We start from the raw sequence: 25,339 nt of genomic DNA, 5'->3' as shown, positions 1-25,339 counted from the left end.
TTCTTAGAAGGTGAGAATTATGAATATCGGTGAAGCTGCCAAAATGTCCGGCGTCTCAGCGAAAATGATTCGCTATTACGAACAGATTGGCTTAATCCCGAAAGCTATTCGTTCTGATGCCGGCTACCGACATTACAGCTCGGCGGACGCGCATAGCCTTCTCTTTATCCGTCGCGCACGCGACCTTGGTTTTTCTGTCGAACAGATCTCAGCACTACTGGTCTTGTGGCACGACCGTGGCCGCGCGAGCGCCGACGTCAAGGCGATGGCGCTGTCCCATGCCGCCGGACTGAAGGCGAAGATCGCCGAACTGCAAGCGATGGTGCAAACGCTCGAGCACCTGGCCGATCACTGCCACGGCAATGACCGTCCGGATTGCCCGATCCTTGCAGATTTGGCCGAGCCGACTGCCGCAGAGGTGGCAGAGCAACGATTACAGACTCCACATAAGACGCCTCGGTTTGGGGTCGATACACCTGCCTCGTCACGCCATCGCGCTGCCAAGGGGACTTTTTCGTGAGCTGAGGTGAACGCGCACCCACTTGCTCAGGTTCTTACCCACCAGAGTTTAGCGTTCTTCGATAGTCCTCTCTTCTCGGATTCGCTAAGACGCTGGCGCAAGAATTCGCCATTGAAACCAAAGTAAAAAAATTGCTGAAAAGCGGTTGACCTTACCACGCTGTCAAACCTCATATTAGTCAGACACATTACCCACCAGGAGAACAAGATGCTTCATTTCGATATTCCAAGCATGACTTGCGGCGGCTGCGCCAAGTCCGTCACCAAGGCGCTGCTGAGCGTCGACCCGCAAGCCCGCATCGAAACCGACCCGCCCATGCGTAAAGTTCGGGTCGATAGCGCCTTGGACGAGAGCGCTTTCCTCGCGGCACTCCGCGAAGCCGGATACCCCGACAAGCGATGACCGATTGATCGGGGAGCGGGGCTCATGCACATCAAGCACTTTTTTCCGGGAGACGGGTCTGTTCCCACGTGAGTTGCTGATCGCTTTTGCCGACAAGGCGACGGGTCAAGCTTAAGTCTGGTGTATGGGAGGAGGAAGGAAGGATGGCGTATCCTGTTGATTGATCACGACCAAGACCTCAAAAAACATGAGTGGATACGCCATGCTCAATCCTAATGTGTGGGTTCTTTCACAACCAGAACCCCAGACTGCTGACCCGCTGTACCAAGGCCGTCGAGGCTGAGCTAGCCACCTTTCTGATGCAACTTGTCGATCAACGGCTCGACGATGGACGCCAAGTTGTTGTCTGCAAAACTACCTGTCCGACGCTCTGCCTAGACCGGAATCGTCGATGTCAGCGTGTAGGTTCAAGGTGCGTGACTGCAGTGGCCGTGCCGTTCGCTTTAACAGTCGCCTGCTACCGCCCTACCTGAAGCGCTCCCTCAGCATCGATGAACTGATCCCTTGGTTCTACTTGAACTGGCGATTACCACGAGGCCTTGGCAACGCTGCTGTAATGCTTGCGTTTCCTGGTCATTATCAATTCTCCTATCGGAATGAACAGAGCATAACGTCTGGTCCGAAAGTTGGTGACCACTTCATAGCCTTCGGTCGCCTTCACTTTACTATCAGCCAACGGGTTAGTGATCAGCGTAATCAAAAACGTTTTATTCTTTACGCCCCCTTCCTGAAACTGACGTTTGTTTTGTTCTACGGTGCCGACATGAGGTACCTGTGAGTAGTCACGAGAGATGTCTGGCGATGCATTAAAATGGTTAACAAACCGCTGAAGTTCATCGACTATCGAGTCGCCCGCCCAAAGCGAGAGAATCTCGACCGATTCAGGGTGAGAGCACTCCCTTACAAGATTGGCAATCGCGTCATTGCGGGGGCTTAGTCCTAGGGCGTGATAAATGACCTGTAGCACATCAAGTAAATTCTCCTCGTGCGCCCATGCTATTAGCTTGCGGTACCGCTTCCCGAGACTTACGGTCACTGCTTCAAGTTGCTGGCTGTGACAATCCCCAATGTCTTCTCGTGTCATTAATAACCCTTACGTCCAGAAGCGGTATTTGCCGAAAACCGCTCTATCATAAGGTTTAAAGCCATTTTTCACCATTTAAGGACAAAATAAATGTCCTTATATCATCAGTCTCATAACCGTCATCGGTTCAAATCCGGTCCCCGCTACCAAACATAGAAAAAGCCGATTCTTTCGAGGATCGGCTTTTTGTGCCTGTGCGGTAAGTGCACAGGGAGGCAGCTCGTCGGGCTCAGCTCTTGGTCACCCCGGGAAGGTCATCGGTTCAAATCCGGTCCCCGCTACCCAACATAGAAAAGCCGATTCTTTCGAGGATCGGCTTTTTTGTGCCTGTGCGGTAAGTGCACAGGGAGGTAGCTCGTCGGGCTCAGCTCTTGATCACCCCGGGAAGGTCATCGGTTCAAATCCGGTCCCCGCTACCAAACATAGAAAAGCCGATCCTTTCGAGGATCGGCTTTTTTGTGCCTGCACGGTAAGTGCACAGGGAGGTAGCTCGTCGGGCTCAGCTCTTGATCACCCCGGGAAGGTCATCGGTTCAAATCCGCTTCCCGCTACCCAACATAGAAAAGCCGATTCTTTAGAGGATCGGCTTTTTTTGTGCCTGCACGGTAAGTGCACAGGGAGGTAGCTCGTCGGGCTCAGCTCTTGATCACCCCGGGAAGATCATCGGTTCAAATCCGCTTCCCGCTACCCAACATTGAAAAAGCCGATTCTTTCGAGGATCGGCTTTTTTGTGCGCATCACTTTTGCAGCCAACGTTTTATTTCCAACGCATTGCTTGAATCCTCCGCCTCGCGCCTGCATATCCAAGGGTAATCCCTTTTTCACGCGATGCAGAGTTTACCCATGTCGATTATCGATCCACGCACCGGCAACCCTTTGACGGCCGACCCCGCGACCAGCCAGAGTGCTACTGCACAGGGCGAGCGCCCCTCCGTTACTCGCGAAGAGGTCATCATCGAACTGAACGCGGGCAATATTCAGCAGGTGCTGGAAGCGTCCATGCAGGTACCGGTACTCCTGGATTGCTGGGCACCCTGGTGCGAGCCGTGCAAAAACCTGATGCCGGTGCTCGAGAAGCTGGCCGTCGAGTATGCCGGGGCGTTTCTGCTGGCCACGCTGGACGTGGAAGCCAACCCGGAAATTGCCAGCCAGCTTGGCGTGCGCTCGGTGCCAGACGTGAAGCTGGTGAGCCAGGGTGGCCTGGTGGATAGCTTCCAGGGGGCGTTGCCAGAGAAAGAAGTCCGCGAGTGGCTCAATCGCTACTTCCCTGCTCCCGGTGATGCACCGCTCAGCCCCGAAGAGCAGGCAGAGGAAGCCTTGGGGGCTGGCGACGCCGCTGGCGCACGGGAGATCTACCAAACGCTGATGGGCCAATATCCCGAGCACTACGCGTATCAGGTGGGGTTGGCCAAAGCGCTGGTCGCCGAAGGCCGCGGTGAAGAGGCGCGCAGTGTGTTGGACAATTTGCCCCCCGAAGAGCGCGATGCCGCGCCCGCGCGCGGCGTGCGCGCCAGCATCGAGTTCAGCGAACAGGCGCTACCTGCCGAAGAGATCGCTGCACTGGGCGAGCGCACGGATAGCGAAGCTCAATACCAGCGGGCGCTGCGCCAGGTGGCCGATGGCCAGTACGACGCAGGCCTGGAAGCCCTGCTGGCGCTGATGAAGCAGGACCGCGCCTATAACGACGACGCGGCCCGCAAAACGCTACTGCAGGTATTCGATGCGCTGGGAGCCGACCACCCGTTGACGGTCACCTACCGCCGCAAGCTGTTCGCCCTGCTTTATTGATGCTGTACAACCAGCACAGCGCATCACGCGTTTAGCAGCGTATCCATCCGCGATAACGCCGCTTCCAGCTGGGAAGCGGTGGTTCCAAAATTGAGCCGTACGAACCCCGGGCAGCCAAACGCGGCACCGTCCGACAACGCGACGCCTGCCTGCTCCAACAGCACCTGAGCGGGAGACGCCCCCAGACCCGCCTCACGCATATCCAGCCACGCCAGATAGGTGGACTCTGGCGCGCTCAGCGAGACACCGGGCCACGTGGCCACGCGTGCTTCCAGCGTTGCCCGATGGCTGCGTAGCACCTCCAGCAACGCCTGCCGCCACGGCTCCCCGTCACGGTAGGCAGCCTCGGCAGCCACCAGTCCCAGCACATTGCCATCGGGCAAGAACCCTTTGGTGGCCGTGGCAAAGCGCTCTCTCAGTTCGGCATCGGCGATGACGGCACAGGCGCTGGTCAACCCGGCCAGGTTGAAGGTTTTGGACGGTGCCCACAGCGTGATGGTGCGCTTGGCCAGGGTGGGAAACATGGCCGCCAACGGGCGATGCTTGTCGCCCTCTCCCAATAGCAGGTCACAGTGCAGTTCATCCGAGACCACCCACAGGTCATGGCGCTCCACCAACGCTGCCAGGGCTGTCAGTTCCTCTGTGGACCAGACGCGCCCCGTTGGGTTGTGGGGATGGCACCATAGCAGCAGCCGCGTTTGTGGGGTAATGGCCGCTTCCAGCGCGGCAATATCCAGCGTCCAGGGCTCGCCAGGGGCGGCGGGCTCGGCTAACATCGCCTGCTGCGCCACGCGCCCTGTACGGGCAGCCACCGCCATGAAGGGGGGATAGATCGGGGCGACCGTCAAGATGCCTTCGCCTGGCTGGGTCAGCGCCATGGCGGCAAAGTGCAGCGCCGGCACCACGCCTGGCAGCCACTGCTGCCAGCTCGGCTCAATCGTCCAGCCATAGTGCTGGGCGCTCCATTGGCAGAGAGTATCGGCCAAACTGGCGGGCACTTCGCCGTACCCGTAGACGCCATGATCGACCCGTGCCCGCAGCGCGTCTATCACGGCAGGGGGCGAGCGAAAGTCCATGTCGGCCACCCACAGCGGCAACACGTCGGCACCAAAGCGGTGCCATTTTTGGGATGCATAACCTCCAGCAGGGGCGCGTCGCTCAACAGGCGTGGCAAAATCGAATGCCATGATCGGTCTCACTTATGTTTACGAGGTAGTCACGCAGCATGCCGCAAGATGACTTTTATACCAAGGTGCGCAGGGGGCTCCCGGCGCTGCTGCATCAGTGGCTGTCGCTAGGCAGAGCCGATGGAGACCAGTTGGCGCTGATTCTGGCGGAAACGGCTCGCGTCGCGAAGTTGGGCACGCCGGAATCGCCCCCCAATGGCGCGACACTCCGGCAGTGGAGCCTAGAGAAGAGCGCTGAAATACCGCTCTGGGCGCCTCGTACGGCGGTGTTTCTGCTCAACCAGATGCCTGCCCGCCCTGCGCCGCAAAGCGAAGAAGAGGCGTGCGCCTGGGCCTACTGCTGGCTGCGCAACCGTGACTTCTTATCGCTGAACGATGCCCATGCCGCACTGCCCGAGCACCTCAAGGCGCCGCTCGAGCAAGCGCTGGAGGCGGCCTGGCAAGACCAGCAGGGGCTGCGCCTGGTTTAGGCTCCGGATGAACACGGGTTCAGCGGCGCTTGCGCACCGGCGATTTGGGCTTGAAACCAGCAGGTTTGGTAGCCAGCCACGTCACGAAGGCGTGAATCTCCGGGTCTGCCTGCAGCGCTTCCAAGCTGGAAAAGCGGTCGGCCAATTCACGCTCGCTATAGAGGCGGTGGATATGCTTATGGCAGGGGTGGCAGATCCAGACGATCGCCGTCAGCCGCTCTTCACGGCTATGCCGCTTCTGGTAACGCGGCTTGTCATGCAGCGTGCGGGGGATCAGGTGATGCTTGGTCAATGCGGTGTCGCGCTGACATAGCTCACAGCACGGCGGCTTGGGGGGCGGTGAAAGCGCATGCTGTTTTGAGGGGGTCGTCCGCGTCACGGTCTGGAGCCTCGTACGTTTGTCACACCACTAATAAATCACATAATAAAGCAAGGAAAACGCCGCATGATAGAAGTTCCGCTCACCTGGCAACTGGCCAAACTGGGGTTGTCAGTCAGCATGGTATTGGGGCTGGGGGCGGTCGCCGTTCGCGCCAGCCCACGCGTGGCTGGACTGCTCTCGGGCTATCCGCTGGGCACGGCACTGGCGCTGTTTTTCATCGGTTTGGAAATCTCACCCGCCTTTGCCAGCGAAAGTGCCGTTCACACCCTGGCGGGCTTTACCGCCACCATGGCCCTTGGGGCTGGTTATATCGTGGCGGGGCGCCGACCCGGCATGCCGGGCGTACTCGGCGGCGTACTCGGCGGTTTCGCTGCCTGGCTGGCCGTCAGTACGCTGCTGGCACAATTCAGCTTCACGCGGGTCACTGGTACGCTGGTCACGCTGTGTGCCATCGTGCTGTTCAGCTGGCTATTTCGCACGGTGCCCGATGTCAAAAGCTCGGCAGGCAGAGCGTTTTCCTGGTCAGCGTTATTGGCACGCGCCACGCTGGCCACCGTCATCATCTTCACCATCACTCGGATTGCCCATTGGGTGCCCCCTCAGTGGGCGGGAACCTTGGCGGCTTTCCCCGTCACCATGCTGCCTTTTTTGCTCATCCTGCACTTGAATCACGGACATGCGCCGGTGGCCACGGTCATCAAACACTACCCCATGGGCTTGGGCTCACTGCTGTGCTATGCGCTGTGCGTTTCCTATACCTATGACACGCTGGGGCTTTTCTGGGGCACACTGGCCGGGTTTGCCGTGGCGACGCTCTGGCTGCTGGGCTGGATGCAGCTCACTGCCTGGTATCATCGACGCCGCGCTTGACCAAGCGCTCGCTTGGGTGAATGCTGACAAGGTGTTTTGACGCCTCCATAACAAGGATAAAACGATGTTTACACGTATCATCGAGCCTGCCTTTTACGACACCGACGCTCTGGGCCATATCAACAATACCCGCCTGCCCGCCTGGTTCGAGCTGGCACGCAACGATCTGTTCAAGCTTTTCACCCCCAACCTGAACCCACGCCAGTGGCGGCTGATCATGGCCCGAATGGAAATCGATTATCGTGCTGAACTGTTTTATGGCCACGATATCGAAATACGTACCTACCTGACTCGGCTGGGCAACAGCTCCTTCACCGTGACACAGGAAGCACGCCAGCGCGAAACGTTGACGAACCTGGGACACACGGTCATGGTGCACTATGACCATCATGCCAAGCGTGCCGTCCCCCTCGAAGGAGAGCTGCGTCGGGCACTTTCCACCCATTTAGTCGCCGAGCCCGCAACAGCCTGATCCGCTTGGGCCACCCAGGGCAGGGCATCAGGAGTCCTTATGGCTATCCGCTACAATCTCTGGATCGATCCCGACAATACGGCGCAGCACCGCGCCGTCGAGGCCGACCTGGAGCGCTATTTCATGGAGCGTTTTGCCGATTACCCGCACATCCGCTTGTTTGGCGCAGACCCCTACGATTATGATGCCCCGTTCAATCGGCTCTACGACGCCCTGATGGCCCGTGCGGCGGAATACTGTGAAGAGAAATGGCGCTACGTGGCGTCACCGGAACAGCTGAACCGCTGCTTTTTCAGAGCCGTAGGCCGTTCGACCAAATTCGTCCAAGACGACCAACAGTGAGACCCCTCAGCAATGGTTATTCGTACCGACCAAGCACCCGACGAACGCCAACTGGCGATTATCACCCAGCAGCTCGGGCGTGCCCCACGCGGTATCGAAGCCGTTGCAGCCACCGATGCGCATGGCACCCCTCTCGTGCTGCGCATGGCCCCCATCGTTGACGACAAACCGTTTCCTACCCTGTACTGGCTCTGCTCGGACCTGCTCAAGATCGAGATCTCGCGTATCGAGGCCGTGGGCGTCATCAAGTCGCTGGAGCAGCGCCTGCAGGAGGAACCCGAGTTTCTCGCCGCCTATCGACAAAGCCATGAGGATTACGTGGCCACGCGTTGGCATTTCATGAGCGAGGCCCAGCGGGAAGCAGTCGCGCGGCTTGGCTATACCGATGTGCTCACCGAGCGTGGCGTTGGCGGCATCAGCAACTGGCAGCAGGTACGCTGCCTGCACACGCAGTATGCACACCACTTGTGCGGCCACAATGTGATCGGCCAATGGATGGATGAGCATTACGACGTGCAACGCTGCCTGGCTTGATACGGCAGCAAAATATCGCCCCTACCCGTTTACGATAAGGACTCGTCACCATGTCACGGATATGTGTCTACCTCGGTTCACGCGAGGGCAGCAGCCCCGCCTTTCGTCACGCTGCGAATACGCTGGGAAGCGCACTGGCACAGCGCGGCCACACCCTGGTATATGGTGGCGCACGGGTTGGTCTGATGGGGGAGCTGGCCAATGCAGCCCTGGCTGCGGGCGGTGACGTCATCGGCGTCATGCCGGACCACCTGGTGGAGCGCGAACAGGCGCACTTCGGGCTGACCGAATTGATTCGCGTACCCAACATGCACGAACGCAAGGCGACCATGGCGGCCAACGCCGATGCATTCATCGCCCTGCCCGGCGGCATTGGCACGTTTGAAGAGCTGTTCGAGATATGGACGTGGGGCTATCTGGGTCTCCATGACAAGCCCATGGGCCTGCTGGACACCGACGGTTTCTATGCCCCGCTACTGACCTTCCTGGATGGCACCGTTGGCCACGGATTCATGGCCCAGGCAACGCGGGACATGCTGCTGGACGCGCCCACGCCTGCTCACTTGCTGGACATGCTGGAAGCGCAGCTCCGCTAATCAGGACGCGCGAACCAGCTGGGCGAGGGTGCGCTGATACGTCAGTTGCAACAGGCGCGCATCCTCGCCTGCCCGATGGCGATGGATACTGCGTTCGGCCACGATGGCTTCCTTGGTGGCACTCCAGATCGCCTGCTGCTCTTCGCTCATCAGAATGCGTAGCGCCTCCAGACGAAACCGAGGCAGCATGCCCGCATGATGGAACAGCAGCGACAGCCAGGTATTGTCGTAGCCCCAGCTATCACTGTATGCCTTGCCAAGCCCGCGCAGCTCGTCGTTGAGCCAGTGGGCCACCTGGCGCACCGGGTAGCCCTCCTTGATCAAGCGATCACGGGAAATACCATGCAGCAGTTCGGCCTTCGGATCCCAGTGGGTCCACTCTTCGAGGGGCTGAATCAGAAACGCGCAGCAGCTGCCGTCGGCACGCGCGATGCCAACCTCGATCGGGTAGCTGCCACGTCCAAATCCGGACGCTTCAATATCCAGCACTGTTGGTAGCGTCTCGGACACTGCATTCCTCATCAGTCTATCGTCGGGCAAACGACCTGCTGCAAGCGCACTCACGCCGCAGCCCTGCGCCCTGCCAGTAAAGGCTGTTCAGCCAGGCGCAGCCAGTAGGCTGCCTGAGCCTGGTCCACCACCAGCCCTAGTTCACCTCGGCTGTAAGCACGTGCCAAACGCTGTGCCGCTAGATAATGGCCTGCTTGAGCCGCTCGTGCATACCAGGTCACCGCGTAATCCTCGCGCCGCGGATACTGCACGCAGCCATGCTCGTAGATATGCGCAACCTGATACTGTGACTTTACATCACCCGCCTGGGCAGCTTCCAATACATAGCGAGCCCCGCGCGCTTTATCCTGAGGCGACACGCTACGGTGAAACAGCATGTGTCCGTACAGCGACTGCGCATCGGGGTGGCCCGCTTCGGCACAACGCTTGAAAAGACGCATCGTCAGCCGTTGGGTACGCGGCGAGCGCGGCAACAGCCAACGCGTGTGAAACAGCTGCTCGGCCAGACGAAACTCCAGCCGAGTCAACAGCGATGATACTTGCGGCATGGCAAACCACCCTGCCTCTTTTGCTTGGAAAACTTCGGCTAGCGCCGTTCAGGAGCCGCTAACCACGCGATAAATCAGCGCTGGGCCGATCAATGGGCTGGCAAGCATACGCTTGCCTTGGCGCCGACTCAACCCTATTGATTTGCTGCTTTTGTAGCGCCTCGTTAACATGGCTGCCAGTGGTCGAATATGGCGCTTCTCAGCGCCTTGCCACCCGAGCACATCACGTCTCAATTAAGGAGAGAGTCAATGCAAACGCGCCCCTTGGGTAGAACGGGCATCGACGTCAGTCGTCTGTGTTTAGGCACCATGACCTTTGGTGAGCAAAACAGCGAAGCCGAAGCTCACGAACAGTTGGATCGCGCCGTTGCGTTTGGCATCAACTTCATCGACACGGCGGAAATGTATCCGGTTCCCCCCAAGGCAGAGACGCAGGGGCTCACCGAACGCTACATTGGCACATGGCTGCGGGCGCGCGGCGCCCGTGATGACGTGATCATCGCCACCAAGGCAGCCGGCCCGGGCCTGGATCATATTCGCGGCGGGCCCAAGATGAGCCGGGAGCACCTTCATCAGGCCATCGACACCAGTCTCGAGCGGCTCCAGACCGACTACGTGGATCTTTATCAACTGCACTGGCCCGAGCGCAGCACCAACTTCTTTGGCAAGCTGGGCTATGTGCACGATGCCCAGGAAGAGACCACATCGCTCGAAGAAACACTGTCGGCACTGAAGGAACTCGTCGATGCAGGCAAAATTCGTGCCGTGGGCCTTTCCAACGAGACCCCCTGGGGCGTCATGCGCATGCTGCATCTGTCGGAGCAGTTGGGCCTGCCCCGGGTCGCCTCCATTCAGAACCCCTACAACTTGCTGAACCGCTCCTTCGAGGTCGGACTGGCGGAAATCGCTCATCGTGAAGACGTCGGGCTGCTGGCCTATTCTCCACTGGGTTTTGGCGTTCTGTCAGGCAAATACCTCAACGGCGCCCAGCCTCCCAAGGGCCGCCTGACGCTGTATGAGCGTTTCAAGCGCTACACCTCGCCCGAAGCGGAAGCAGCGACACAGGCTTACGTGGACCTGGCCCGAGAGCACGACCTGGACCCCGCGCAGATGGCGCTGGCCTTCGTCAACTCGCGCAGCTTCTTGACCAGCAACATCATCGGCGCGACGACCATGGACCAGCTGGAAAGCAACCTCGCCAGCGAAGGGCTCAAACTGGACGAAGACGTGCTCACGGCCATCGATGACATTCATCGCCGCATGCCGAACCCCTGCCCCTGATGCCCCTGCGCCCGATAGCCCTGCCGCTATCACCCCGATAGCCTTGGCACACCCCAAGGCTTGATATAATAGCTGCACGATTTCTCGTCACTGCCCGCACGTTAGCGTAGGGCAGTGGCTTATCCTTGGTCACGGCAAAAGGAGCCCGCCATGCTGAGCGTCATTTCCCCGGCCAAAACGCTGGATTTCGAAACGCCATCCACTACCGACCAGGTGACACAGCCTGATTTTCTGGAGCATGGCCAGCCGCTGATCGATATCTTGCGTGGTTATTCACCGCAACAGCTGAGCGATTTGATGGGCATCAGCGACAAGCTGGCCGGGCTCAATGCCGCGCGCTTTGCCGAATGGCAGCCCCCCTTCTCCCTCGACAACGCCAAGCCCGCCGTTCAGGCATTTCAAGGGGACGTGTATACCGGCCTGCAGGCCGAGACCTTCAGCGAGGCAGACAACCGCTTTGCGCAGCAGCACCTGCGTATCCTCTCAGGTCTCTACGGCTTGCTGCGCCCGCTGGATCTCATTCAGGCCTACCGTCTGGAAATGGGCACCAAACTACCCAACGATGCTGGCAAGGACCTTTATGCCTACTGGAAACCTGTGGTGACTCCCGCGCTCGACCAGGCAATGGAAGAAAGTGGTTCCAGGGTACTGGTCAACCTGGCCTCGAACGAATACTTCAAGGCCATCGACACTCGGAAGCTGGATGCACGCATCATTACGCCAGTGTTCAAGGATGAAAAGAACGGTATGTTCAAGATTATCAGCTTCTATGCCAAGAAAGCCCGTGGCTTGATGAGCGCGTGGATCATCCAGCAACAGATCAACGACCCCGATGCCCTGGCATCGTTCGATGTGGCAGGTTATCGCTTCGACTCGGCTGCATCGGAAGGCGATACGCTGGTCTTTACACGCAAGGAAGCCGACCGGGACCGCTAGAAAAAGGTCACCGGCTGTGCTGAGCGTGGTTTGAGGAATCGCTGGTGCACCTCCTTGAAAAGCGGGGTGTCACAGCGGTGCAGCCATTCATACGCCACCATGTCGGCGCTGACGGCCACCGCGCCTGCCGCACAGGCACGCGCTTTGGCCAGTTGCGCCTCTTCGCGGCGACGGCTAGCCGTTGCTTCGCTCAGCCAGAACACCTCGTAGCCCGCCTCTCGCAGGCCCAACACACTTTGCAGTACGCAAATATGGGCTTCCGTGCCACACACGATGATCTGATGTCGCCCCAGCGCTTTGAGTGCCTGTGCAAAATCTGGCTCTTCCATGGCGCTGAAATGCGTTTTTTGCCATCGTTCATGTGTGCCCACGGCCTTTACCAGCCCCGCCTCCGTGCCGCCTAAACGCTCCGGGTACTGTTCGGTCAGCCAGCGTGGCACCTGCAGCATCTCGGCTACTCCAGCCAGCCAGGCCGCTTCGCGAATGGCCAGTTCGCCACCCTCGATGACGGGCAGCAATCCGGCCTGGAAATCGATCAGCAGCAGCAGACTATCTGTCTTTTGAATACGCACTTTTTCACCCTACTTTTGTCTTTATAGTGAGTGTCAGCATAACCCAGACAGGACGTTACACGGTACACTGGCCATCGCTTATGGATTGGGAGCTGGGTTCCCAGCGCCTTCCGTTTTCTGCATCCTGAAGGGAGAAACCTCAATGTTACGACAGTTTTTTGTCATGCTGCTGGTCAGCGTGATGGGTATGAGTGCTGCCATCGAGCATGCCGAAGCACGACGCATGGGCGGTGGTGGTAACGTGGGCAGCATGTCTCGCTCGGCGGACCGCCCTGCCAGCACGCCCGCACAGCAACAGGCACAGCCTGCCCAGCAGGGCCAGGCAGGCGCTGCCGCAGCACGCCGTGGCGGTATGGGAGGCATGATGGGCGGCTTGCTGGCCGGTGGCTTGCTGGCAGCGCTGTTCTTTGGCGGTGCCTTCGATGAGCTGCGCATGATGGACCTGCTGGTCATGGTAGGTGTTGCGGCGCTCGCCATCTTTGCGTTCCGCGCCTTCATGCGCCAACGTCGTCCTGCCACGCAAGCGGGTTACCAGCGCGAGCAGCATGGTAACGCTGCCCCCGCTCCCACCAGCTTCTCTTCGTCTGCGGCTCCCGGCAGTTTAGCCAGCGGCCTGCAAAGCACGCCTGACTGGTTCGACAAAGAGCGCTTTCTCGGCGGCGCCAAGGAGCACTTCATGACGCTGCAGCGCGCCTGGGACAATAACGACTTCAGCCAGATTCAGGAGTACGTGACCCCCGAGCTCTACAACCTGCTGCGCGAAGAGCGCGCACAGGAGCCTGCCAACAACCGCACGGAGGTCGTGCGCCTGTTCGCCGAGCTTGGCGATATCAATGAGTACGACGGCGTTGCCGAAGCCACGGTCATCTTCCATGGCCTACTGGAAGAGAACGGCGAACAGACCGAGTTCAACGAAACCTGGCACCTCACACGCGCCATGCGTGACCAGGCTCCCTGGTACCTGCAAGGCATCGAGCAGAACCCGGGTGCCTGATACGCGGGTCATTGACCGCTGCAACGCAAAACAGCCGCTGATTCAGCGGCTGTTTTTTTATGCTTGACCCGTCATGTTCGGATAGCGGGTAGTGCATTGCCTAGTTTTTCAGATTTAGTTTTTCAAATTTAGTTTTCGGCAGACTCTTCGATGCTCTCGCCCATCTCTTCCAGGCTTTCACCGGCGCTTTCGATGCTGTTATCAATGCTTTCGCCAGCCTCCTCGGCGGGGCCCTGATTATCACAGGCCGCCAGACCACCTACCATCAGCGCAATGAAAAGCGCAGTCGCCAGCTTCTTGATGATCGTCGTATTCATGTAGTTCTCCTCCTGAGCCATAACTCCAGATCGTTCAGTCATATCCTAAAAGAGCACAGGGTTGTACACCAGATGAGAAGGGTAAGGAGTTGTTATAAATTATGTTAAGCCAGCCAGCTTTGAGCAAATATCGTGCATTGATCTGCGATACATTGATCAGCGATAAGACGTATTCAGCACCTGAGGTATGCAACGCACAGCAAAAAGCCCCGAACACAGTGTGCTCGGGGCTTTCTACGATATAAGTGCCTGACGATGACCTACTCTCACATGGGGAGACCCCACACTACCATCGGCGCTAAGCGGTTTCACTTCTGAGTTCGGCATGGGATCAGGTGGTTCACGCGTGCTATGGTCGTCAGGCGTAACAGGTAATGCATATCATGCTGAGATGTTTTTGACGTGTATTGTGTGCGTCTCTTGTCAGCAAGCCCTTGGGCTCACTGCCGCGTATCCGGTGTTGCGAGTGCGTTCACACTCTTCGTTATCATCACGACCAGACCCCTTGGGTGTTATAGGGTCAAGCCTCACGGGCCATTAGTACACGTTAGCTCAACGCCTTGCAGCGCTTCCACACCGTGCCTATCAACCAGCTGGTCTCGCTGGGCCCTTCAGGAGGCTCTAGGCCTCAGGGATGTCTCATCTTGAAGGGGGCTTCCCGCTTAGATGCTTTCAGCGGTTATCCCGTCCGACCATAGCTACCCGGCAATGCCACTGGCGTGACAACCGGAACACCAGAGGGTCGTCCACTCCGGTCCTCTCGTACTAGGAGCAGCTCTTCTCAAACATCCAACGCCCACGGCAGATAGGGACCGAACTGTCTCACGACGTTCTAAACCCAGCTCGCGTACCACTTTAAATGGCGAACAGCCATACCCTTGGGACCGACTTCAGCCCCAGGATGTGATGAGCCGACATCGAGGTGCCAAACACCGCCGTCGATGTGAACTCTTGGGCGGTATCAGCCTGTTATCCCCGGAGTACCTTTTATCCGTTGAGCGATGGCCCTTCCATACAGAACCACCGGATCACTAGAACCTGCTTTCGCACCTGCTCGACGTGTCTGTCTCGCAGTCAAGCACCCTTATGCTCTTGCACTCATTGCACGATGTCCGACCGTGCTGAGGGTACCTTCGTGCTCCTCCGTTACGCTTTGGGAGGAGACCGCCCCAGTCAAACTACCCACCACACACTGTCCTCGATCCGGATAACGGACCTGAGTGAGAACGCCAATGATGCCAGGCTGGTATTTCAAGGTTGGCTCCCCTCGAACTGGCGTCCGAGGTTCAAAGCCTCCCAGCTATCCTACACAGGCAACATCAGCGTCCAGTGTGAAGCTATAGTAAAGGTTCACGGGGTCTTTCCGTCTAGCCGCGGGTACACCGCATCTTCACGGCGATTTCAATTTCACTGAGTCTCGGGTGGAGACAGCGTGGCCATCATTACGCCATTCGTGCAGGTCGGAACTTACCCGACAAGGAATTTCGCTACCTTAGGACCGTTATAGTTACGGCCGCCGTTTACCGGGGCTTCGATCAAGAGCTTCGGACGAATCCTAACACCATCACTTAACCTTCCGGCACCGGGCAGGCGTCACACCCTATACGTCCTCTTGCGAGTTGGCAGAGTGCTGTGTTTTTACTAAACAGTTGCAGCCACCTGGTATCTTCGACCGGTTCGGGCTTGGAGAGCAAGTCTCGTCACCCTACGCCGGCGTGCCTTCTCCCGAAGTTACGGCACCATTTTGCCTAGTTCCTTCACCCGAGTTCTCTCAAGCGCCTTGGGATTCTCACCCTGACCACCTGTGTCGGTTTGGGGTACGGTCGCACATGATCTGAAGCTTAGAGGCTTTTCCTGGAAGCGTGGCATCAATGACTTCGACACCGTAGTGTCTTCGTTTCGTGTCTCGGCCTTGGAGGGTCCCGGATTTACCTGAGACCCAAGCCTACTCACTTTCACCAGGACAACCAACGCCTGGCTCACCTAGCCTTCTCCGTCCCCCCATCGCAATCATGTCCGGTACGGGAATATTGACCCGTTTCCCATCGACTACGCCTTTCGGCCTCGCCTTAGGGGCCGACTCACTCTGCTCCGATTAGCGTCGAACAGAAACCCTTGGTCTTCCGGCGAGGGAGTTTTTCACTCCCTTTATCGTTACTCATGTCAGCATTCGCACTCGTGATACCTCCAGCATGCTTCTCAACACACCTTCATCGGCTTACACGACGCTCCTCTACCGCTCATCCGTAAGGATGAACCCGTAGCTTCGGTACCTGGTTTAGCCCCGTTACATCTTCCGCGCAGGCCGACTCGACTAGTGAGCTATTACGCTTTCTTTAAAGGATGGCTGCTTCTAAGCCAACCTCCTAGCTGTCTGAGCCTTCCCACATCGTTTCCCACTTAACCAGGATTTGGGGACCTTAGCTGACGGTCTGGGTTGTTTCCCTTTTCACGACGGACGTTAGCACCCGCCGTGTGTCTCCCACGCTTGCACTCACCGGTATTCGGAGTTTGCCTCGGGTTGGTAAGTCGGGATGACCCCCTAGCCGAAACAGTGCTCTACCCCCGGCGGTGATACGTGAGGCGCTACCTAAATAGCTTTCGAGGAGAACCAGCTATCTCCGAGCTTGATTAGCCTTTCACTCCGATCCACAAGTCATCCAAATCTTTTTCAACAGATCCTGGTTCGGGCCTCCAGTTGATGTTACTCAACCTTCACCCTGCTCATGGATAGATCGCTCGGTTTCGGGTCTATATCCAGCGACTGTGTCGCCCAGTTAAGACTCGGTTTCCCTACGGCTCCCCTATACGGTTAACCTCGCCACTGAATATAAGTCGCTGACCCATTATACAAAAGGTACGCAGTCACCCAACAAGTGGGCTCCTACTGCTTGTACGCACACGGTTTCAGGATCTATTTCACTCCCCTCTCCGGGGTTCTTTTCGCCTTTCCCTCACGGTACTGGTTCACTATCGGTCAGCCAGGAGTATTTAGCCTTGGAGGATGGTCCCCCCGTCTTCAGTCAAGGTTTCTCGTGCCCCGACCTACTCGATTTCACGTGATCAGATTTTCGACTACGGGGCTATCACCCGCTATGGCCAGACTTCCCAATCTGTTCGTCTAATCAGTCACACGCTTAAGGGCTGGTCCCCGTTCGCTCGCCGCTACTAGGGGAATCTCGGTTGATTTCTTTTCCTCAGGGTACTTAGATGTTTCAGTTCCCCTGGTTCGCCTCTTACGCCTATGTATTCAGCGCAAGATACTCATCTTGTGATGAGTGGGTTTCCCCATTCAGAGATGTCCGGGTCGCAGGTCGTTTGCCACCTCACCGAACCTTATCGCAGGCTACCACGTCTTTCATCGCCTCTGGCTGCCTAGGCATCCACCGTGTGCGCTTCATTGCTTGACCCTATAACCCGAAGGAGTCTGGGGTTCGCAATGATAACGATTGCCGGATACGCTTGAGACGTATCACAATACAATTTACGTAGAAACGTGTTAAACACGTTTCTGTCAGCATGATATACATTGTTAAAGAGCGACTGCCATAAGCAGTGATAAACACGCTGTTCCTTTCATTTTAAAAGAAAAAAGAAGGTCTTTCTTTTTCTTTCAACGTGAAAGCGCGTTTATCACTGCGCATCAACAGCATTCTGATCAGGTAATTCATTGTGAGCGCTTGTCGCGAGGGGAAGACATCGTTTAAGGAGGTGATCCAGCCGCAGGTTCCCCTACGGCTACCTTGTTACGACTTCACCCCAGTCATGAACCACACCGTGGTGATCGCCCTCTTGCGTTAGGCTAACCACTTCTGGTGCAGTCCACTCCCATGGTGTGACGGGCGGTGTGTACAAGGCCCGGGAACGTATTCACCGTGGCATTCTGATCCACGATTACTAGCGATTCCGACTTCACGGAGTCGAGTTGCAGACTCCGATCCGGACTGAGATCGGCTTTTCGGGATTGGCTCACTCTCGCGAGTTGGCAACCCTTTGTACCGACCATTGTAGCACGTGTGTAGCCCTACTCGTAAGGGCCATGATGACTTGACGTCGTCCCCACCTTCCTCCGGTTTGTCACCGGCAGTCTCCTTAGAGTTCCCGCCATTACGCGCTGGCAAATAAGGACAAGGGTTGCGCTCGTTACGGGACTTAACCCAACATTTCACAACACGAGCTGACGACAGCCATGCAGCACCTGTCTCTGCGTTCCCGAAGGCACTAAGGTATCTCTACCGAATTCGCAGGATGTCAAGAGTAGGTAAGGTTCTTCGCGTTGCATCGAATTAAACCACATGCTCCACCGCTTGTGCGGGCCCCCGTCAATTCATTTGAGTTTTAACCTTGCGGCCGTACTCCCCAGGCGGTCGACTTATCGCGTTAACTTCGCCACAAAGTGCGCTAGGCACCCAACGGCTGGTCGACATCGTTTACGGCGTGGACTACCAGGGTATCTAATCCTGTTTGCTACCCACGCTTTCGCACCTCAGTGTCAGTGTCAGTCCAGAAGGCCGCCTTCGCCACTGGTATTCCTCCCGATCTCTACGCATTTCACCGCTACACCGGGAATTCTACCTTCCTCTCCTGCACTCTAGCTTGACAGTTCCGGATGCCGTTCCCAGGTTGAGCCCGGGGCTTTCACAACCGGCTTATCAAGCCACCTACGCGCGCTTTACGCCCAGTAATTCCGATTAACGCTCGCACCCTCCGTATTACCGCGGCTGCTGGCACGGAGTTAGCCGGTGCTTCTTCTGTGAGTGATGTCTTTCCTGATGGGTATTAACCACCAGGCGTTCTTCCTCACTGAAAGTGCTTTACAACCCGAGGGCCTTCTTCACACACGCGGCATGGCTGGATCAGGGTTCCCCCCATTGTCCAATATTCCCCACTGCTGCCTCCCGTAGGAGTTCGGGCCGTGTCTCAGTCCCGATGTGGCTGATCATCCTCTCAGACCAGCTACGGATCGTCGCCTTGGTGAGCCTTTACCTCACCAACTAGCTAATCCGACATAGGCTCATCCGATAGCGCGAGCCGAAGCCCCCTTTCTCCCGTAGGACGTATGCGGTATTAGCCTGGGTTTCCCCAGGTTATCCCCCACTATCGGGCAGATTCCTATGCATTACTCACCCGTCCGCCGCTCGTCAGCGGGTAGCAAGCTACCCCTGTTACCGCTCGACTTGCATGTGTTAGGCCTGCCGCCAGCGTTCAATCTGAGCCATGATCAAACTCTTCAGTTTAAGATCAATGCGATCCTTACTCGCTGCTCGAAAGCAACAAAAGCGGATCAAACTTGGCTCAAGGTTCAAACGAATTCACTGCGATACTCCGAAGAGTATCTTGGTGTTCGCTTGCCTTGATATTAGGTGATGATTCACCCTCATCGGCAAGCGCCCACATGAATTACCTGATCAAATTGTTAAAGAGCGATTTCGCTGTGGCTGGCTCGGTGACCTGAACCGTGTTGCCTCAGCGAGGAAGGCGTATTCTACGCATTCCGTGGTGTTTGTCAAGGACTGTTTTCAGCGAGTGAAGCGAGCGATCAATCCAACCAGCAGATGACGCTAACCTCCTGACAAACCGAAGGTTTTTCAACCTTCTGCACCGCTGGTAACGCTTGGCGTCCCCGGCAGCGGATGCGTACTTTACGGATTCGCTGCCGGGTTGGCAAGGGCTATTTTGAAAAAGTTTTCAAAAAGTTCAAGCAAGCGTCACACGGGCGTAACGTTTCTTGCCTGCCTGGATGACGTACACCTTACCGGTGGCCAGCATGGCATCTTGAGCAACGACCTCGCCATCGACCTTGACGCTGCCATTTTTCAGCATGTCCTTGGCCTGGGCGCTGTTCTTTGTCAGGCCGGAGCGATTCAGAACAGCGGCGATGGGCGCTTGCTCGCTGCCTTCGAAATCCACCGTCACTTCCGGCAGATCTTCCGGCAGCTCACCCTCGGCCAGCTGGTTGCCCGCCGATTTATGCGCATTCGCGGCTGCTTCATCGCCGTGGTAACGGGCGATGAGCTCACGCGCCAGCTCCATCTTCACATCCCGAGGATTGGCACCCTGCTTCACGCTGAGCTTCAGCGCGGCGATCTCTTCGTTGGTTTTCAACGAGAGCAATTCAAAGTAGCGCCACATCAAGCTGTCAGGCATGGAGACCAGCTTGTTGAACATCGACCCCGGCGCTTCGTCCACGCCGACGTAGTTGCCCAGCGATTTGGACATCTTCTGGACGCCGTCCAGCCCTTCCAGCAGCGGCATGGTAATGACGACCTGTGGCTCTTGGCCAAAATGCTTCTGGATTTCACGCCCCATCAGCAAGTTGAACTTCTGGTCGGTACCGCCCAGCTCGATGTCGGCTTCCAGCGCAACCGAATCGTAGCCCTGCACCAGCGGGTAGAGGAACTCATGGATGGCGATGGGCTGGTTGGCCTTGTAACGCTTCTCGAAGTCGTCACGCTCCAGCATGCGGGCCACGGTGCTTTGGGCGGCCAGCTCGATCATCTTCGCGGCGGTCAGCTCACCGAACCATTCCGCATTGAAACGGACTTCGGTCTTTTCAGGATCGAGGATCTTGAAAACCTGCTCTTTATAGGTTTCCGCATTCGCTTTGACATCGGCTTCGGTCAGCGGCTTGCGGGTGACGTTCTTGCCGGTGGGATCACCGATCCGACCGGTGAAGTCACCAATCAGGAAGATCACCGTGTGCCCCAGGTCCTGGAACTGGCGCATTTTGGTGAGCAGTACGCTGTGGCCGAGGTGCAGGTCAGGGGCGGTAGGATCGAATCCAGCCTTGATGCGCAGCTTGCGGCCCGACGCCAGTTTCTTGCGCAGCTCGTCTTCTACCAGGATTTCATGCGTACCTCGCGACAGCAGCGCTAACGCCTGATCCACCTCACTCATTGCCTCTCTCCATGTACTATATGCCGTATATAGGCGATTAACCGTGATAGCGGGCGATATTACCACGCCCCAAGGCACTGGTTGAGCCTTCACCCCGTTTTGGATGCATGGCGATATGAAAACTTCACCTCTCGCGTTACCGGCCTTGTATGTCGGGCTGATGTCGGGCACCAGCCTGGACGGCATCGATGCCGCCCTCGTCGAAATAACGCCCCATACCCCTCCGACCCTGATCGGTACCACGGCGGTTGCCATGCCCGATGCGCTGCATGGGCAGCTGCTGCATTTATGCCACTCGTCGTCGGTGACGTTTGCCGAGCTGGCCGCTGCCGAAGATGCCTTCTGCCGCTTGCAAGCACAAGCCGTCAACACCCTGTTGGCAGAGCATGGCGTCGCTCACCACCAGATAGCGGCCATCGGCAGCCACGGCCAGACCATCGAACATGCCCCCGAGGGGCACCAGGGCGGGCCACGCTATACCTGGCAACTGGACAACCCGAGCCTGCTGGCAGAACTGACCGGCTGCGCCGTCGTGGCGGATTTTCGCCGTCGAGACCTGGCCGCAGGAGGCCAAGCGGCGCCCCTGGCTCCGGCGTTTCATCAGGCACTGTTCGGAGCACGGGCAGGTGAACAGCTGGTGCTCAACCTGGGCGGCTTTGCCAACCTTACCTGGCTATCGAGCCAACCGGGGCAGGCGGTGGTGGGGTTCGATACGGGGCCGGCCAATGTGCTGCTGGATGCCTGGTTTGGCCAGCATCATGTCGGCCGATTTGACCAACAGGGTGCCTGGGCAGCCAGTGGCTGCGTGGACACCGCCCTGCTGGAGCGACTGCTGCAAGAGCCCTTCTTTCAGCAGCCACCGCCGCGCAGCACGGGCCGTGAGCTCTTTCACCTGGATTGGCTACAGCGCCACCTCACCGGCCACGAAGCGCCCTGCGACATTCAGGCAACGCTGGCGGAACTCACGGTGGCCAGTATCGCGCAAGGCATCGCCCAACTGCCGCTGGGCGATCAAAAAGCGACCCTGCTGGTCTGCGGAGGAGGCGCCCATAACGGCCATTTGATGGAGAGGCTGGCGGCTCGCCTACCGCACATGACGCTGGTATCACCGGCCACGCTGGGCTGGCCGGAAGATTGGATCGAAGCGGGTGCCTTTGCCTGGCTGGCCCATCAGCGCCTGCATGGGCTCCCCGGCAATCTGCCTTCCGTGACGGGTGCCAGCGGCCCGCGTGTACTGGGCGGTATTTACGCCGCCTGATACCGCGCCGCTACTCCTTGACCGACAGCGTTCCCTTGGCTCGGGCCTGAGCGTCGCCTAGTGTGACCACCCCCTCCTTGACCAACCGCGCCAAGGAGGCATCCAGCGTTTGCATGCCCAGCGCGCCACCGGTCTGAATGGCGGAGTAGATCTGAGCCACCTTGTCTTCGCGGATCAGGTTGCGCACCGCTGCCGTGGCAATCAGAATTTCGTGAGCTGCCACACGTCCGCCCCCCTGTCGCTTGAGGAGCGTCTGCGAGATGACCGCCTGCAGCGACTCGGACAGCATCGAGCGCACCATGGACTTCTCTTCCCCGGGGAACACGTCGATGATCCGGTCGATGGTCTTGGCCGCCGACGTGGTATGCAGGGTGCCAAACACCAGATGGCCGGTTTCGGCGGCGGTCAGCGCCAGCCGAATCGTCTCCAGGTCCCGCAGCTCGCCCACCAGAATCACGTCCGGGTCTTCCCGCAGCGCACTGCGCAGCGCGCCTGCAAAGCTGTGGGTGTCACGATGCACCTCGCGCTGATTGATCAGGCAGCGCTTGCTGGTATGCACAAACTCCACCGGGTCTTCGATGGTCAGGATATGCTCGAAGCGGTGGTCATTGATGTAATCGATCATGGCCGCCAGCGTCGTGCTCTTGCCCGACCCCGTTGGCCCTGTCACCAGCACCAATCCCCGCGGCAGCATGGCAAGACGCTCGAACACCTCACCCATGCCCAGGGTCTGCATCGACAGCACTTCATTGGGAATGGTACGGAACACCGCCCCGGCCCCCCGCGCCTGATTGAAGGCATTGACCCTGAAACGCGCAACGCCGGGCACCTCGAAAGAGAAGTCGGCTTCCAGATGCTCTTCATAGTCGCGGCGCTGGCGGTCGTTCATGATGTCGTAGATCAATCGCCGAACGTCACTGTTTTCCATGGCGGGCACATTAAGCCGACGGATATCGCCATCAACACGTATCATGGGAGGCAAGCCTGCAGAAAGATGCAGGTCGGACGCATTCTGCTTTGCCGAGAATGCCAGCAGTTCGGTAATATCCATCTCTCTTTTCCCAGCTGCGGTAAGGTGTTTGAGTATGACAGACAACGCGCTTCCCGAGTCACTGGCCGCTGCGCGCGAACGCCTGGGCCAGGCGCTCGTCCAGGCCGGGCGACCCGCGAACGGTGCAACGCTGCTGGCGGTGAGCAAAACCAAGCCCGCCAGCAGCGTGCGCCTGGCCTGGCAGCACGGCCAGCGGGCGTTTGGCGAAAACTACCTGCAGGAAGCGCTGGACAAGCAGGCGCAGTTGGCCGACCTGGAAGACATTGTCTGGCACTTCATTGGCCCGTTGCAATCCAACAAGACCCGGCCCGTGGCCGAACAGTTTGCCTGGGTGCACAGCGTCGACCGCCTCAAGATTGCCAAGCGCCTGAGCGAACAGCGCCCGGCCCACCTGCCACCGCTGAATATCTGCCTGCAGGTCAATATCAGTCGCGAAGCCAGCAAATCCGGGGTACTGCCGGAAGATACGCTGGCCCTGGCCCGGGAAATCGCGCCCCTGCCCTGCCTCGCCTTGCGGGGCCTCATGGCGATTCCTGCCCCGGCGGAAACGCTGGAAGCGCAGCGCAAACCGTTGGCTGAGCTACGGGCGCTGCTGGAAACGCTGCAGGCAGCCCTGCCCGATGCCCCCTTGGATACGCTCTCGATGGGCATGAGCGACGACCTCGAAGCCGCGATTCTGGAAGGTGCCACGCTGGTGCGGCTGGGCACCGCCATTTTTGGCGCTCGGAGTTGACGGCAACCACCCGAACACGGCTTATTTTCTGCGGCACGCCGCAGCCATTTGCGAAAAAGGATCCCCCATGGCGAACAAGATCACCTTCATTGGCGCAGGCAACATGGCCAGCGCCATTATCGGCGGCCTGATCGACAGCGGTGTCGCGCCTGGCGACATCACCGCCACGGCCCCCAACGAGAGCGAGCTTTCAGCCCTGGCCTCGCGCCTGGGCATTCATACCCATACCGATAACAACGCGGCGGTGAGTGGTGCCGACGTGGTCGTTCTGGCCGTCAAGCCGCAAATCATGCGCGGCGTTTGTGAGGCCCTGCGCGATAGCGTCCAGCAGCAGGCACCGCTGGTCGTCTCGATTGCGGCAGGTCTGGACGCTGACACTATCGACCAGTGGCTAGGGGGTGGTAACGCCCTGGTACGCTGCATGCCCAACACGCCCTCCCTGGTCGGCATGGGCGCCAGTGGCCTCTATGCCAATCAGGCCGTCAGCGCGGCTCAGCGCGAACTGGCCACTCAGATGATGGAAGCCGTAGGCATCGTCGAGTGGGTCGAAGAAGAGCACCTGCTGAATGCCGTCACCGCCGTGTCCGGCAGTGCACCGGCCTATTTCTTCCTGATGTTCGAAGCCATGGAAGCAGCCGCCGTGGCACAGGGGCTTTCGGCCGCCACGGCGCGACGGCTGGCTATCCAGACCGCGCTGGGTGCCGCCACCATGGCCAAGCACAGCGACAAAGACCCCGCCACGCTGAAACAGAACGTGATGTCGCCGGGCGGCACCACCGAACGCGCCATTGCCCACATGGAAGAGGCCAAACTGAGAACCATCATCGCCGATGCCATGCAAGCGTGCGCTCAGCGTGCCGATGCCATGGCCAAAGAGCTCGGCCAACACACATAATGCCTGCGTTACACACAGGATGACGTGCCTGATACGCCTTTAGCGTTTATTTTGCACACCAATACCAAGATCGAAGGAGAGGCAGTAATGGGAAGCCAACTGGGCAGCGCGGGGCTAATGCTCGTCAACACACTGATCAATATCTATCTGTTTCTGTTGATGCTGCGTTTCTTGCTGCAGGCGTCACGGGCCGATTACTACAACCCCCTGAGCCAGTCGGTGGTCAAGATCACCCAGCCGGTGGTAGGGCTATTCCAGGGCTTCCTGGGCCCCGTGGCAGGTCGCTTCGACCTGGCCACCCTTGCGGCAGGGTTCGTCTTGAAGGTCGTCAGCATCGTGGCCATCTTCATGGTCATTGGTCTGGGCATGCCGCCGATTCCCGGCCTGTTGATTGCCGGAGTAGCGGCCCTGGCCAATGCCATCCTGAAGATTTACTTCTTTGCCATGATCGTCATGATCATCCTGAGCTGGGTGGCTCCCAATGCCAGTCATCCAGGCGCGCTGCTGGTCATGCAGCTGGTAGAGCCCATCATGGCTCCCGTGCGCAAGGTCATCCCGCCGCTGGGCATGATCGACCTGTCACCCATCGTGGTGTTCATCGCCATCAACCTGGTCGATGGGCTGGTGGTTGGCGCGCTGATCCGCGCGGCGGGAATCTCGGGCGCGCTGGTCGGCCTCTGAGGCTGGTCGTCGCGTCTTT

The 25,339-nt window shown here is 58.5% G+C and carries 25 protein-coding genes and 3 rRNA genes; 16 read left to right on the top strand and 12 right to left on the bottom strand.

Annotated elements, in window-relative coordinates; all coding sequences use genetic code 11:
- Positions 1-19: 19 nt before the first annotated feature.
- Together cueR and LG409_RS02015 are read left to right on the top strand one after the other, a co-directional pair.
- The gene (gene cueR / locus LG409_RS02020; protein WP_227407503.1) at positions 20-520 is read left to right on the top strand and encodes a Cu(I)-responsive transcriptional regulator; all 501 of its coding nucleotides are present in this window, start codon (positions 20-22) and stop codon (positions 518-520) included.
- 207 nt (positions 521-727) lie between these two features.
- On the top strand, positions 728-922 hold the full coding sequence (locus tag LG409_RS02015; RefSeq protein ID WP_227407502.1) for a heavy-metal-associated domain-containing protein: 195 nt from the start codon (positions 728-730) through the stop codon (positions 920-922).
- Between the two features lie 526 nt (positions 923-1,448).
- Here the strand turns inward: LG409_RS02015 and LG409_RS02005 are convergent.
- Positions 1,449-2,006 (bottom strand): hypothetical protein, encoded by a 558-nt coding sequence (locus LG409_RS02005; RefSeq protein WP_227407501.1) that lies wholly within the window; start codon positions 2,004-2,006, stop codon positions 1,449-1,451.
- 843 nt (positions 2,007-2,849) lie between these two features.
- Here LG409_RS02005 and LG409_RS02000 point away from each other — a divergent pair.
- Positions 2,850-3,794, top strand: coding sequence for a tetratricopeptide repeat protein (locus LG409_RS02000; protein ID WP_227407500.1), 945 nt, complete (start codon positions 2,850-2,852; stop codon positions 3,792-3,794).
- 23 nt (positions 3,795-3,817) lie between these two features.
- Here the strand turns inward: LG409_RS02000 and LG409_RS01995 are convergent, their stop codons facing one another.
- Entirely contained in the window at positions 3,818-4,981 is a 1,164-nt protein-coding gene (locus tag LG409_RS01995) for a MalY/PatB family protein (RefSeq protein ID WP_227407499.1), read from the bottom strand.
- Positions 4,982-5,019: 38 nt separating this feature from the next.
- Here LG409_RS01995 and LG409_RS01990 point away from each other — a divergent pair, with 38 nt between their 5' ends.
- A complete protein-coding gene (locus LG409_RS01990; protein ID WP_227407498.1) occupies positions 5,020-5,451 on the top strand; it encodes a hypothetical protein in 432 nt (143 codons plus the stop codon).
- Positions 5,452-5,470: 19 nt separating this feature from the next.
- Here the strand turns inward: LG409_RS01990 and LG409_RS01985 are convergent, their stop codons facing one another.
- Positions 5,471-5,830, bottom strand: coding sequence for a hypothetical protein (locus tag LG409_RS01985; protein WP_096921556.1), 360 nt, complete (start codon positions 5,828-5,830; stop codon positions 5,471-5,473).
- Between the two features lie 66 nt (positions 5,831-5,896).
- On the opposite strand from LG409_RS01985, the gene LG409_RS01980 reads away from it, so the two are divergent.
- The 5 genes from LG409_RS01980 (at position 5,897) to LG409_RS01960 (ending at position 8,647) form a co-directional block, all read left to right on the top strand.
- Positions 5,897-6,703 carry a hypothetical protein gene (locus tag LG409_RS01980; RefSeq protein WP_096921557.1) on the top strand — a complete coding sequence of 269 codons (807 nt, stop codon included), beginning with the start codon at positions 5,897-5,899 and terminating at the stop codon, positions 6,701-6,703.
- A 64-nt stretch (positions 6,704-6,767) separates the two neighbouring features.
- Complete coding sequence (locus tag LG409_RS01975) at positions 6,768-7,175, top strand: acyl-CoA thioesterase (protein ID WP_096921558.1); 408 nt, start codon at positions 6,768-6,770, stop codon at positions 7,173-7,175.
- A 39-nt stretch (positions 7,176-7,214) separates the two neighbouring features.
- Positions 7,215-7,517 (top strand): hypothetical protein, encoded by a 303-nt coding sequence (locus tag LG409_RS01970; RefSeq protein WP_016915962.1) that lies wholly within the window; start codon positions 7,215-7,217, stop codon positions 7,515-7,517.
- Between the two features lie 12 nt (positions 7,518-7,529).
- Complete coding sequence (locus LG409_RS01965) at positions 7,530-8,051, top strand: DUF501 domain-containing protein (RefSeq protein ID WP_096921559.1); 522 nt, start codon at positions 7,530-7,532, stop codon at positions 8,049-8,051.
- A gap of 50 nt (positions 8,052-8,101) precedes the next feature.
- A complete protein-coding gene (locus LG409_RS01960; RefSeq protein ID WP_039183446.1) occupies positions 8,102-8,647 on the top strand; it encodes an LOG family protein in 546 nt (181 codons plus the stop codon).
- Here the strand turns inward: LG409_RS01960 and LG409_RS01955 are convergent, their stop codons facing one another.
- Positions 8,648-9,157: a hypothetical protein gene (locus LG409_RS01955; protein ID WP_039183447.1), complete on the bottom strand. Its 510-nt coding sequence runs from the start codon at positions 9,155-9,157 to the stop codon at positions 8,648-8,650.
- Between the two features lie 50 nt (positions 9,158-9,207).
- Complete coding sequence (locus tag LG409_RS01950) at positions 9,208-9,705, bottom strand: tetratricopeptide repeat protein (protein WP_039183448.1); 498 nt, start codon at positions 9,703-9,705, stop codon at positions 9,208-9,210.
- Positions 9,706-9,954: 249 nt separating this feature from the next.
- Between LG409_RS01950 and LG409_RS01945 the strand changes: the two genes are divergently transcribed.
- Together LG409_RS01945 and yaaA are read left to right on the top strand one after the other, a co-directional pair.
- Positions 9,955-10,986 (top strand): NADP(H)-dependent aldo-keto reductase, encoded by a 1,032-nt coding sequence (locus tag LG409_RS01945; RefSeq protein WP_227407497.1) that lies wholly within the window; start codon positions 9,955-9,957, stop codon positions 10,984-10,986.
- A 150-nt stretch (positions 10,987-11,136) separates the two neighbouring features.
- A complete protein-coding gene (gene yaaA / locus LG409_RS01940; protein WP_227407496.1) occupies positions 11,137-11,922 on the top strand; it encodes a peroxide stress protein YaaA in 786 nt (261 codons plus the stop codon).
- Here the strand turns inward: yaaA and LG409_RS01935 are convergent.
- Positions 11,919-12,494, bottom strand: coding sequence for an isochorismatase family protein (locus tag LG409_RS01935; RefSeq protein ID WP_227407495.1), 576 nt, complete (start codon positions 12,492-12,494; stop codon positions 11,919-11,921). The two genes, yaaA and LG409_RS01935, sit on opposite strands and share 4 nt — an antisense overlap.
- A 142-nt stretch (positions 12,495-12,636) precedes the next feature.
- On the opposite strand from LG409_RS01935, the gene LG409_RS01930 reads away from it, so the two are divergent.
- Positions 12,637-13,488 carry a Tim44 domain-containing protein gene (locus LG409_RS01930; RefSeq protein ID WP_144984767.1) on the top strand — a complete coding sequence of 284 codons (852 nt, stop codon included), beginning with the start codon at positions 12,637-12,639 and terminating at the stop codon, positions 13,486-13,488.
- 128 nt (positions 13,489-13,616) lie between these two features.
- Here the strand turns inward: LG409_RS01930 and LG409_RS01925 are convergent, their stop codons facing one another.
- From LG409_RS01925 to tyrS, 5 genes are all read right to left on the bottom strand, one after another.
- Positions 13,617-13,805: a hypothetical protein gene (locus LG409_RS01925; RefSeq protein ID WP_016915953.1), complete on the bottom strand. Its 189-nt coding sequence runs from the start codon at positions 13,803-13,805 to the stop codon at positions 13,617-13,619.
- Between the two features lie 247 nt (positions 13,806-14,052).
- Positions 14,053-14,168 (bottom strand): 5S ribosomal RNA (rrf, locus tag LG409_RS01920).
- A gap of 153 nt (positions 14,169-14,321) precedes the next feature.
- Positions 14,322-17,215: ribosomal RNA gene (locus LG409_RS01915) — 23S ribosomal RNA — on the bottom strand.
- Between the two features lie 294 nt (positions 17,216-17,509).
- Positions 17,510-19,042 (bottom strand): 16S ribosomal RNA (locus LG409_RS01910).
- Together the 16S, 23S and 5S rRNA genes form the textbook arrangement of a ribosomal RNA operon.
- A gap of 460 nt (positions 19,043-19,502) precedes the next feature.
- Positions 19,503-20,702: a tyrosine--tRNA ligase gene (gene tyrS, locus LG409_RS01905; RefSeq protein WP_227407494.1), complete on the bottom strand. Its 1,200-nt coding sequence runs from the start codon at positions 20,700-20,702 to the stop codon at positions 19,503-19,505.
- Between the two features lie 115 nt (positions 20,703-20,817).
- Here tyrS and LG409_RS01900 point away from each other — a divergent pair, with 115 nt between their 5' ends.
- The gene (locus tag LG409_RS01900) at positions 20,818-21,960 is read left to right on the top strand and encodes an anhydro-N-acetylmuramic acid kinase (protein WP_227407493.1); all 1,143 of its coding nucleotides are present in this window, start codon (positions 20,818-20,820) and stop codon (positions 21,958-21,960) included.
- A gap of 10 nt (positions 21,961-21,970) precedes the next feature.
- Here LG409_RS01900 and LG409_RS01895 read toward each other — a convergent pair whose 3' ends face one another.
- Positions 21,971-23,011 carry a type IV pilus twitching motility protein PilT gene (locus LG409_RS01895; RefSeq protein WP_016915950.1) on the bottom strand — a complete coding sequence of 347 codons (1,041 nt, stop codon included), beginning with the start codon at positions 23,009-23,011 and terminating at the stop codon, positions 21,971-21,973.
- A gap of 34 nt (positions 23,012-23,045) precedes the next feature.
- On the opposite strand from LG409_RS01895, the gene LG409_RS01890 reads away from it, so the two are divergent.
- The 3 genes from LG409_RS01890 (at position 23,046) to LG409_RS01880 (ending at position 25,320) form a co-directional block, all read left to right on the top strand.
- Positions 23,046-23,744: a YggS family pyridoxal phosphate-dependent enzyme gene (locus LG409_RS01890; RefSeq protein ID WP_227407492.1), complete on the top strand. Its 699-nt coding sequence runs from the start codon at positions 23,046-23,048 to the stop codon at positions 23,742-23,744.
- A gap of 67 nt (positions 23,745-23,811) precedes the next feature.
- The gene (proC, locus tag LG409_RS01885; RefSeq protein WP_227407491.1) at positions 23,812-24,639 is read left to right on the top strand and encodes a pyrroline-5-carboxylate reductase; all 828 of its coding nucleotides are present in this window, start codon (positions 23,812-23,814) and stop codon (positions 24,637-24,639) included.
- An 87-nt stretch (positions 24,640-24,726) separates the two neighbouring features.
- Positions 24,727-25,320, top strand: coding sequence for a YggT family protein (locus tag LG409_RS01880; protein ID WP_144984243.1), 594 nt, complete (start codon positions 24,727-24,729; stop codon positions 25,318-25,320).
- The last annotated feature ends 19 nt before the right edge of the window (positions 25,321-25,339 follow it).

Source organism: Halomonas sp. NyZ770 (genome assembly GCF_020616575.1).
Classification (GTDB): domain Bacteria; phylum Pseudomonadota; class Gammaproteobacteria; order Pseudomonadales; family Halomonadaceae; genus Vreelandella; species Vreelandella hamiltonii.
This window is presented reverse-complemented; position numbering and strand designations above follow the sequence as displayed.

Excerpts from the sequence above, each read along its gene's own strand:
- cueR (WP_227407503.1), top strand. The coding sequence starts at position 20 with ATGAATATCGGTGAAGCTGCCAAAATGTCCGGCGTCTCAGCGAAAATG.
- LG409_RS02015 (WP_227407502.1), top strand. The coding sequence starts at position 728 with ATGCTTCATTTCGATATTCCAAGCATGACTTGCGGCGGCTGCGCCAAG.
- LG409_RS02005 (WP_227407501.1), bottom strand. The coding sequence starts at position 2,006 with ATGACACGAGAAGACATTGGGGATTGTCACAGCCAGCAACTTGAAGCA.
- LG409_RS02000 (WP_227407500.1), top strand. The coding sequence starts at position 2,850 with ATGTCGATTATCGATCCACGCACCGGCAACCCTTTGACGGCCGACCCC.
- LG409_RS01995 (WP_227407499.1), bottom strand. The coding sequence starts at position 4,981 with ATGGCATTCGATTTTGCCACGCCTGTTGAGCGACGCGCCCCTGCTGGA.
- LG409_RS01990 (WP_227407498.1), top strand. The coding sequence starts at position 5,020 with ATGCCGCAAGATGACTTTTATACCAAGGTGCGCAGGGGGCTCCCGGCG.
- LG409_RS01980 (WP_096921557.1), top strand. The coding sequence starts at position 5,897 with ATGATAGAAGTTCCGCTCACCTGGCAACTGGCCAAACTGGGGTTGTCA.
- LG409_RS01975 (WP_096921558.1), top strand. The coding sequence starts at position 6,768 with ATGTTTACACGTATCATCGAGCCTGCCTTTTACGACACCGACGCTCTG.
- LG409_RS01970 (WP_016915962.1), top strand. The coding sequence starts at position 7,215 with ATGGCTATCCGCTACAATCTCTGGATCGATCCCGACAATACGGCGCAG.
- LG409_RS01965 (WP_096921559.1), top strand. The coding sequence starts at position 7,530 with ATGGTTATTCGTACCGACCAAGCACCCGACGAACGCCAACTGGCGATT.
- LG409_RS01960 (WP_039183446.1), top strand. The coding sequence starts at position 8,102 with ATGTCACGGATATGTGTCTACCTCGGTTCACGCGAGGGCAGCAGCCCC.
- LG409_RS01950 (WP_039183448.1), bottom strand. The coding sequence starts at position 9,705 with ATGCCGCAAGTATCATCGCTGTTGACTCGGCTGGAGTTTCGTCTGGCC.
- LG409_RS01945 (WP_227407497.1), top strand. The coding sequence starts at position 9,955 with ATGCAAACGCGCCCCTTGGGTAGAACGGGCATCGACGTCAGTCGTCTG.
- yaaA (WP_227407496.1), top strand. The coding sequence starts at position 11,137 with ATGCTGAGCGTCATTTCCCCGGCCAAAACGCTGGATTTCGAAACGCCA.
- LG409_RS01930 (WP_144984767.1), top strand. The coding sequence starts at position 12,637 with ATGTTACGACAGTTTTTTGTCATGCTGCTGGTCAGCGTGATGGGTATG.
- LG409_RS01925 (WP_016915953.1), bottom strand. The coding sequence starts at position 13,805 with ATGAATACGACGATCATCAAGAAGCTGGCGACTGCGCTTTTCATTGCG.
- tyrS (WP_227407494.1), bottom strand. The coding sequence starts at position 20,702 with ATGAGTGAGGTGGATCAGGCGTTAGCGCTGCTGTCGCGAGGTACGCAT.
- LG409_RS01900 (WP_227407493.1), top strand. The coding sequence starts at position 20,818 with ATGAAAACTTCACCTCTCGCGTTACCGGCCTTGTATGTCGGGCTGATG.
- LG409_RS01895 (WP_016915950.1), bottom strand. The coding sequence starts at position 23,011 with ATGGATATTACCGAACTGCTGGCATTCTCGGCAAAGCAGAATGCGTCC.
- LG409_RS01890 (WP_227407492.1), top strand. The coding sequence starts at position 23,046 with ATGACAGACAACGCGCTTCCCGAGTCACTGGCCGCTGCGCGCGAACGC.
- proC (WP_227407491.1), top strand. The coding sequence starts at position 23,812 with ATGGCGAACAAGATCACCTTCATTGGCGCAGGCAACATGGCCAGCGCC.
- LG409_RS01880 (WP_144984243.1), top strand. The coding sequence starts at position 24,727 with ATGGGAAGCCAACTGGGCAGCGCGGGGCTAATGCTCGTCAACACACTG.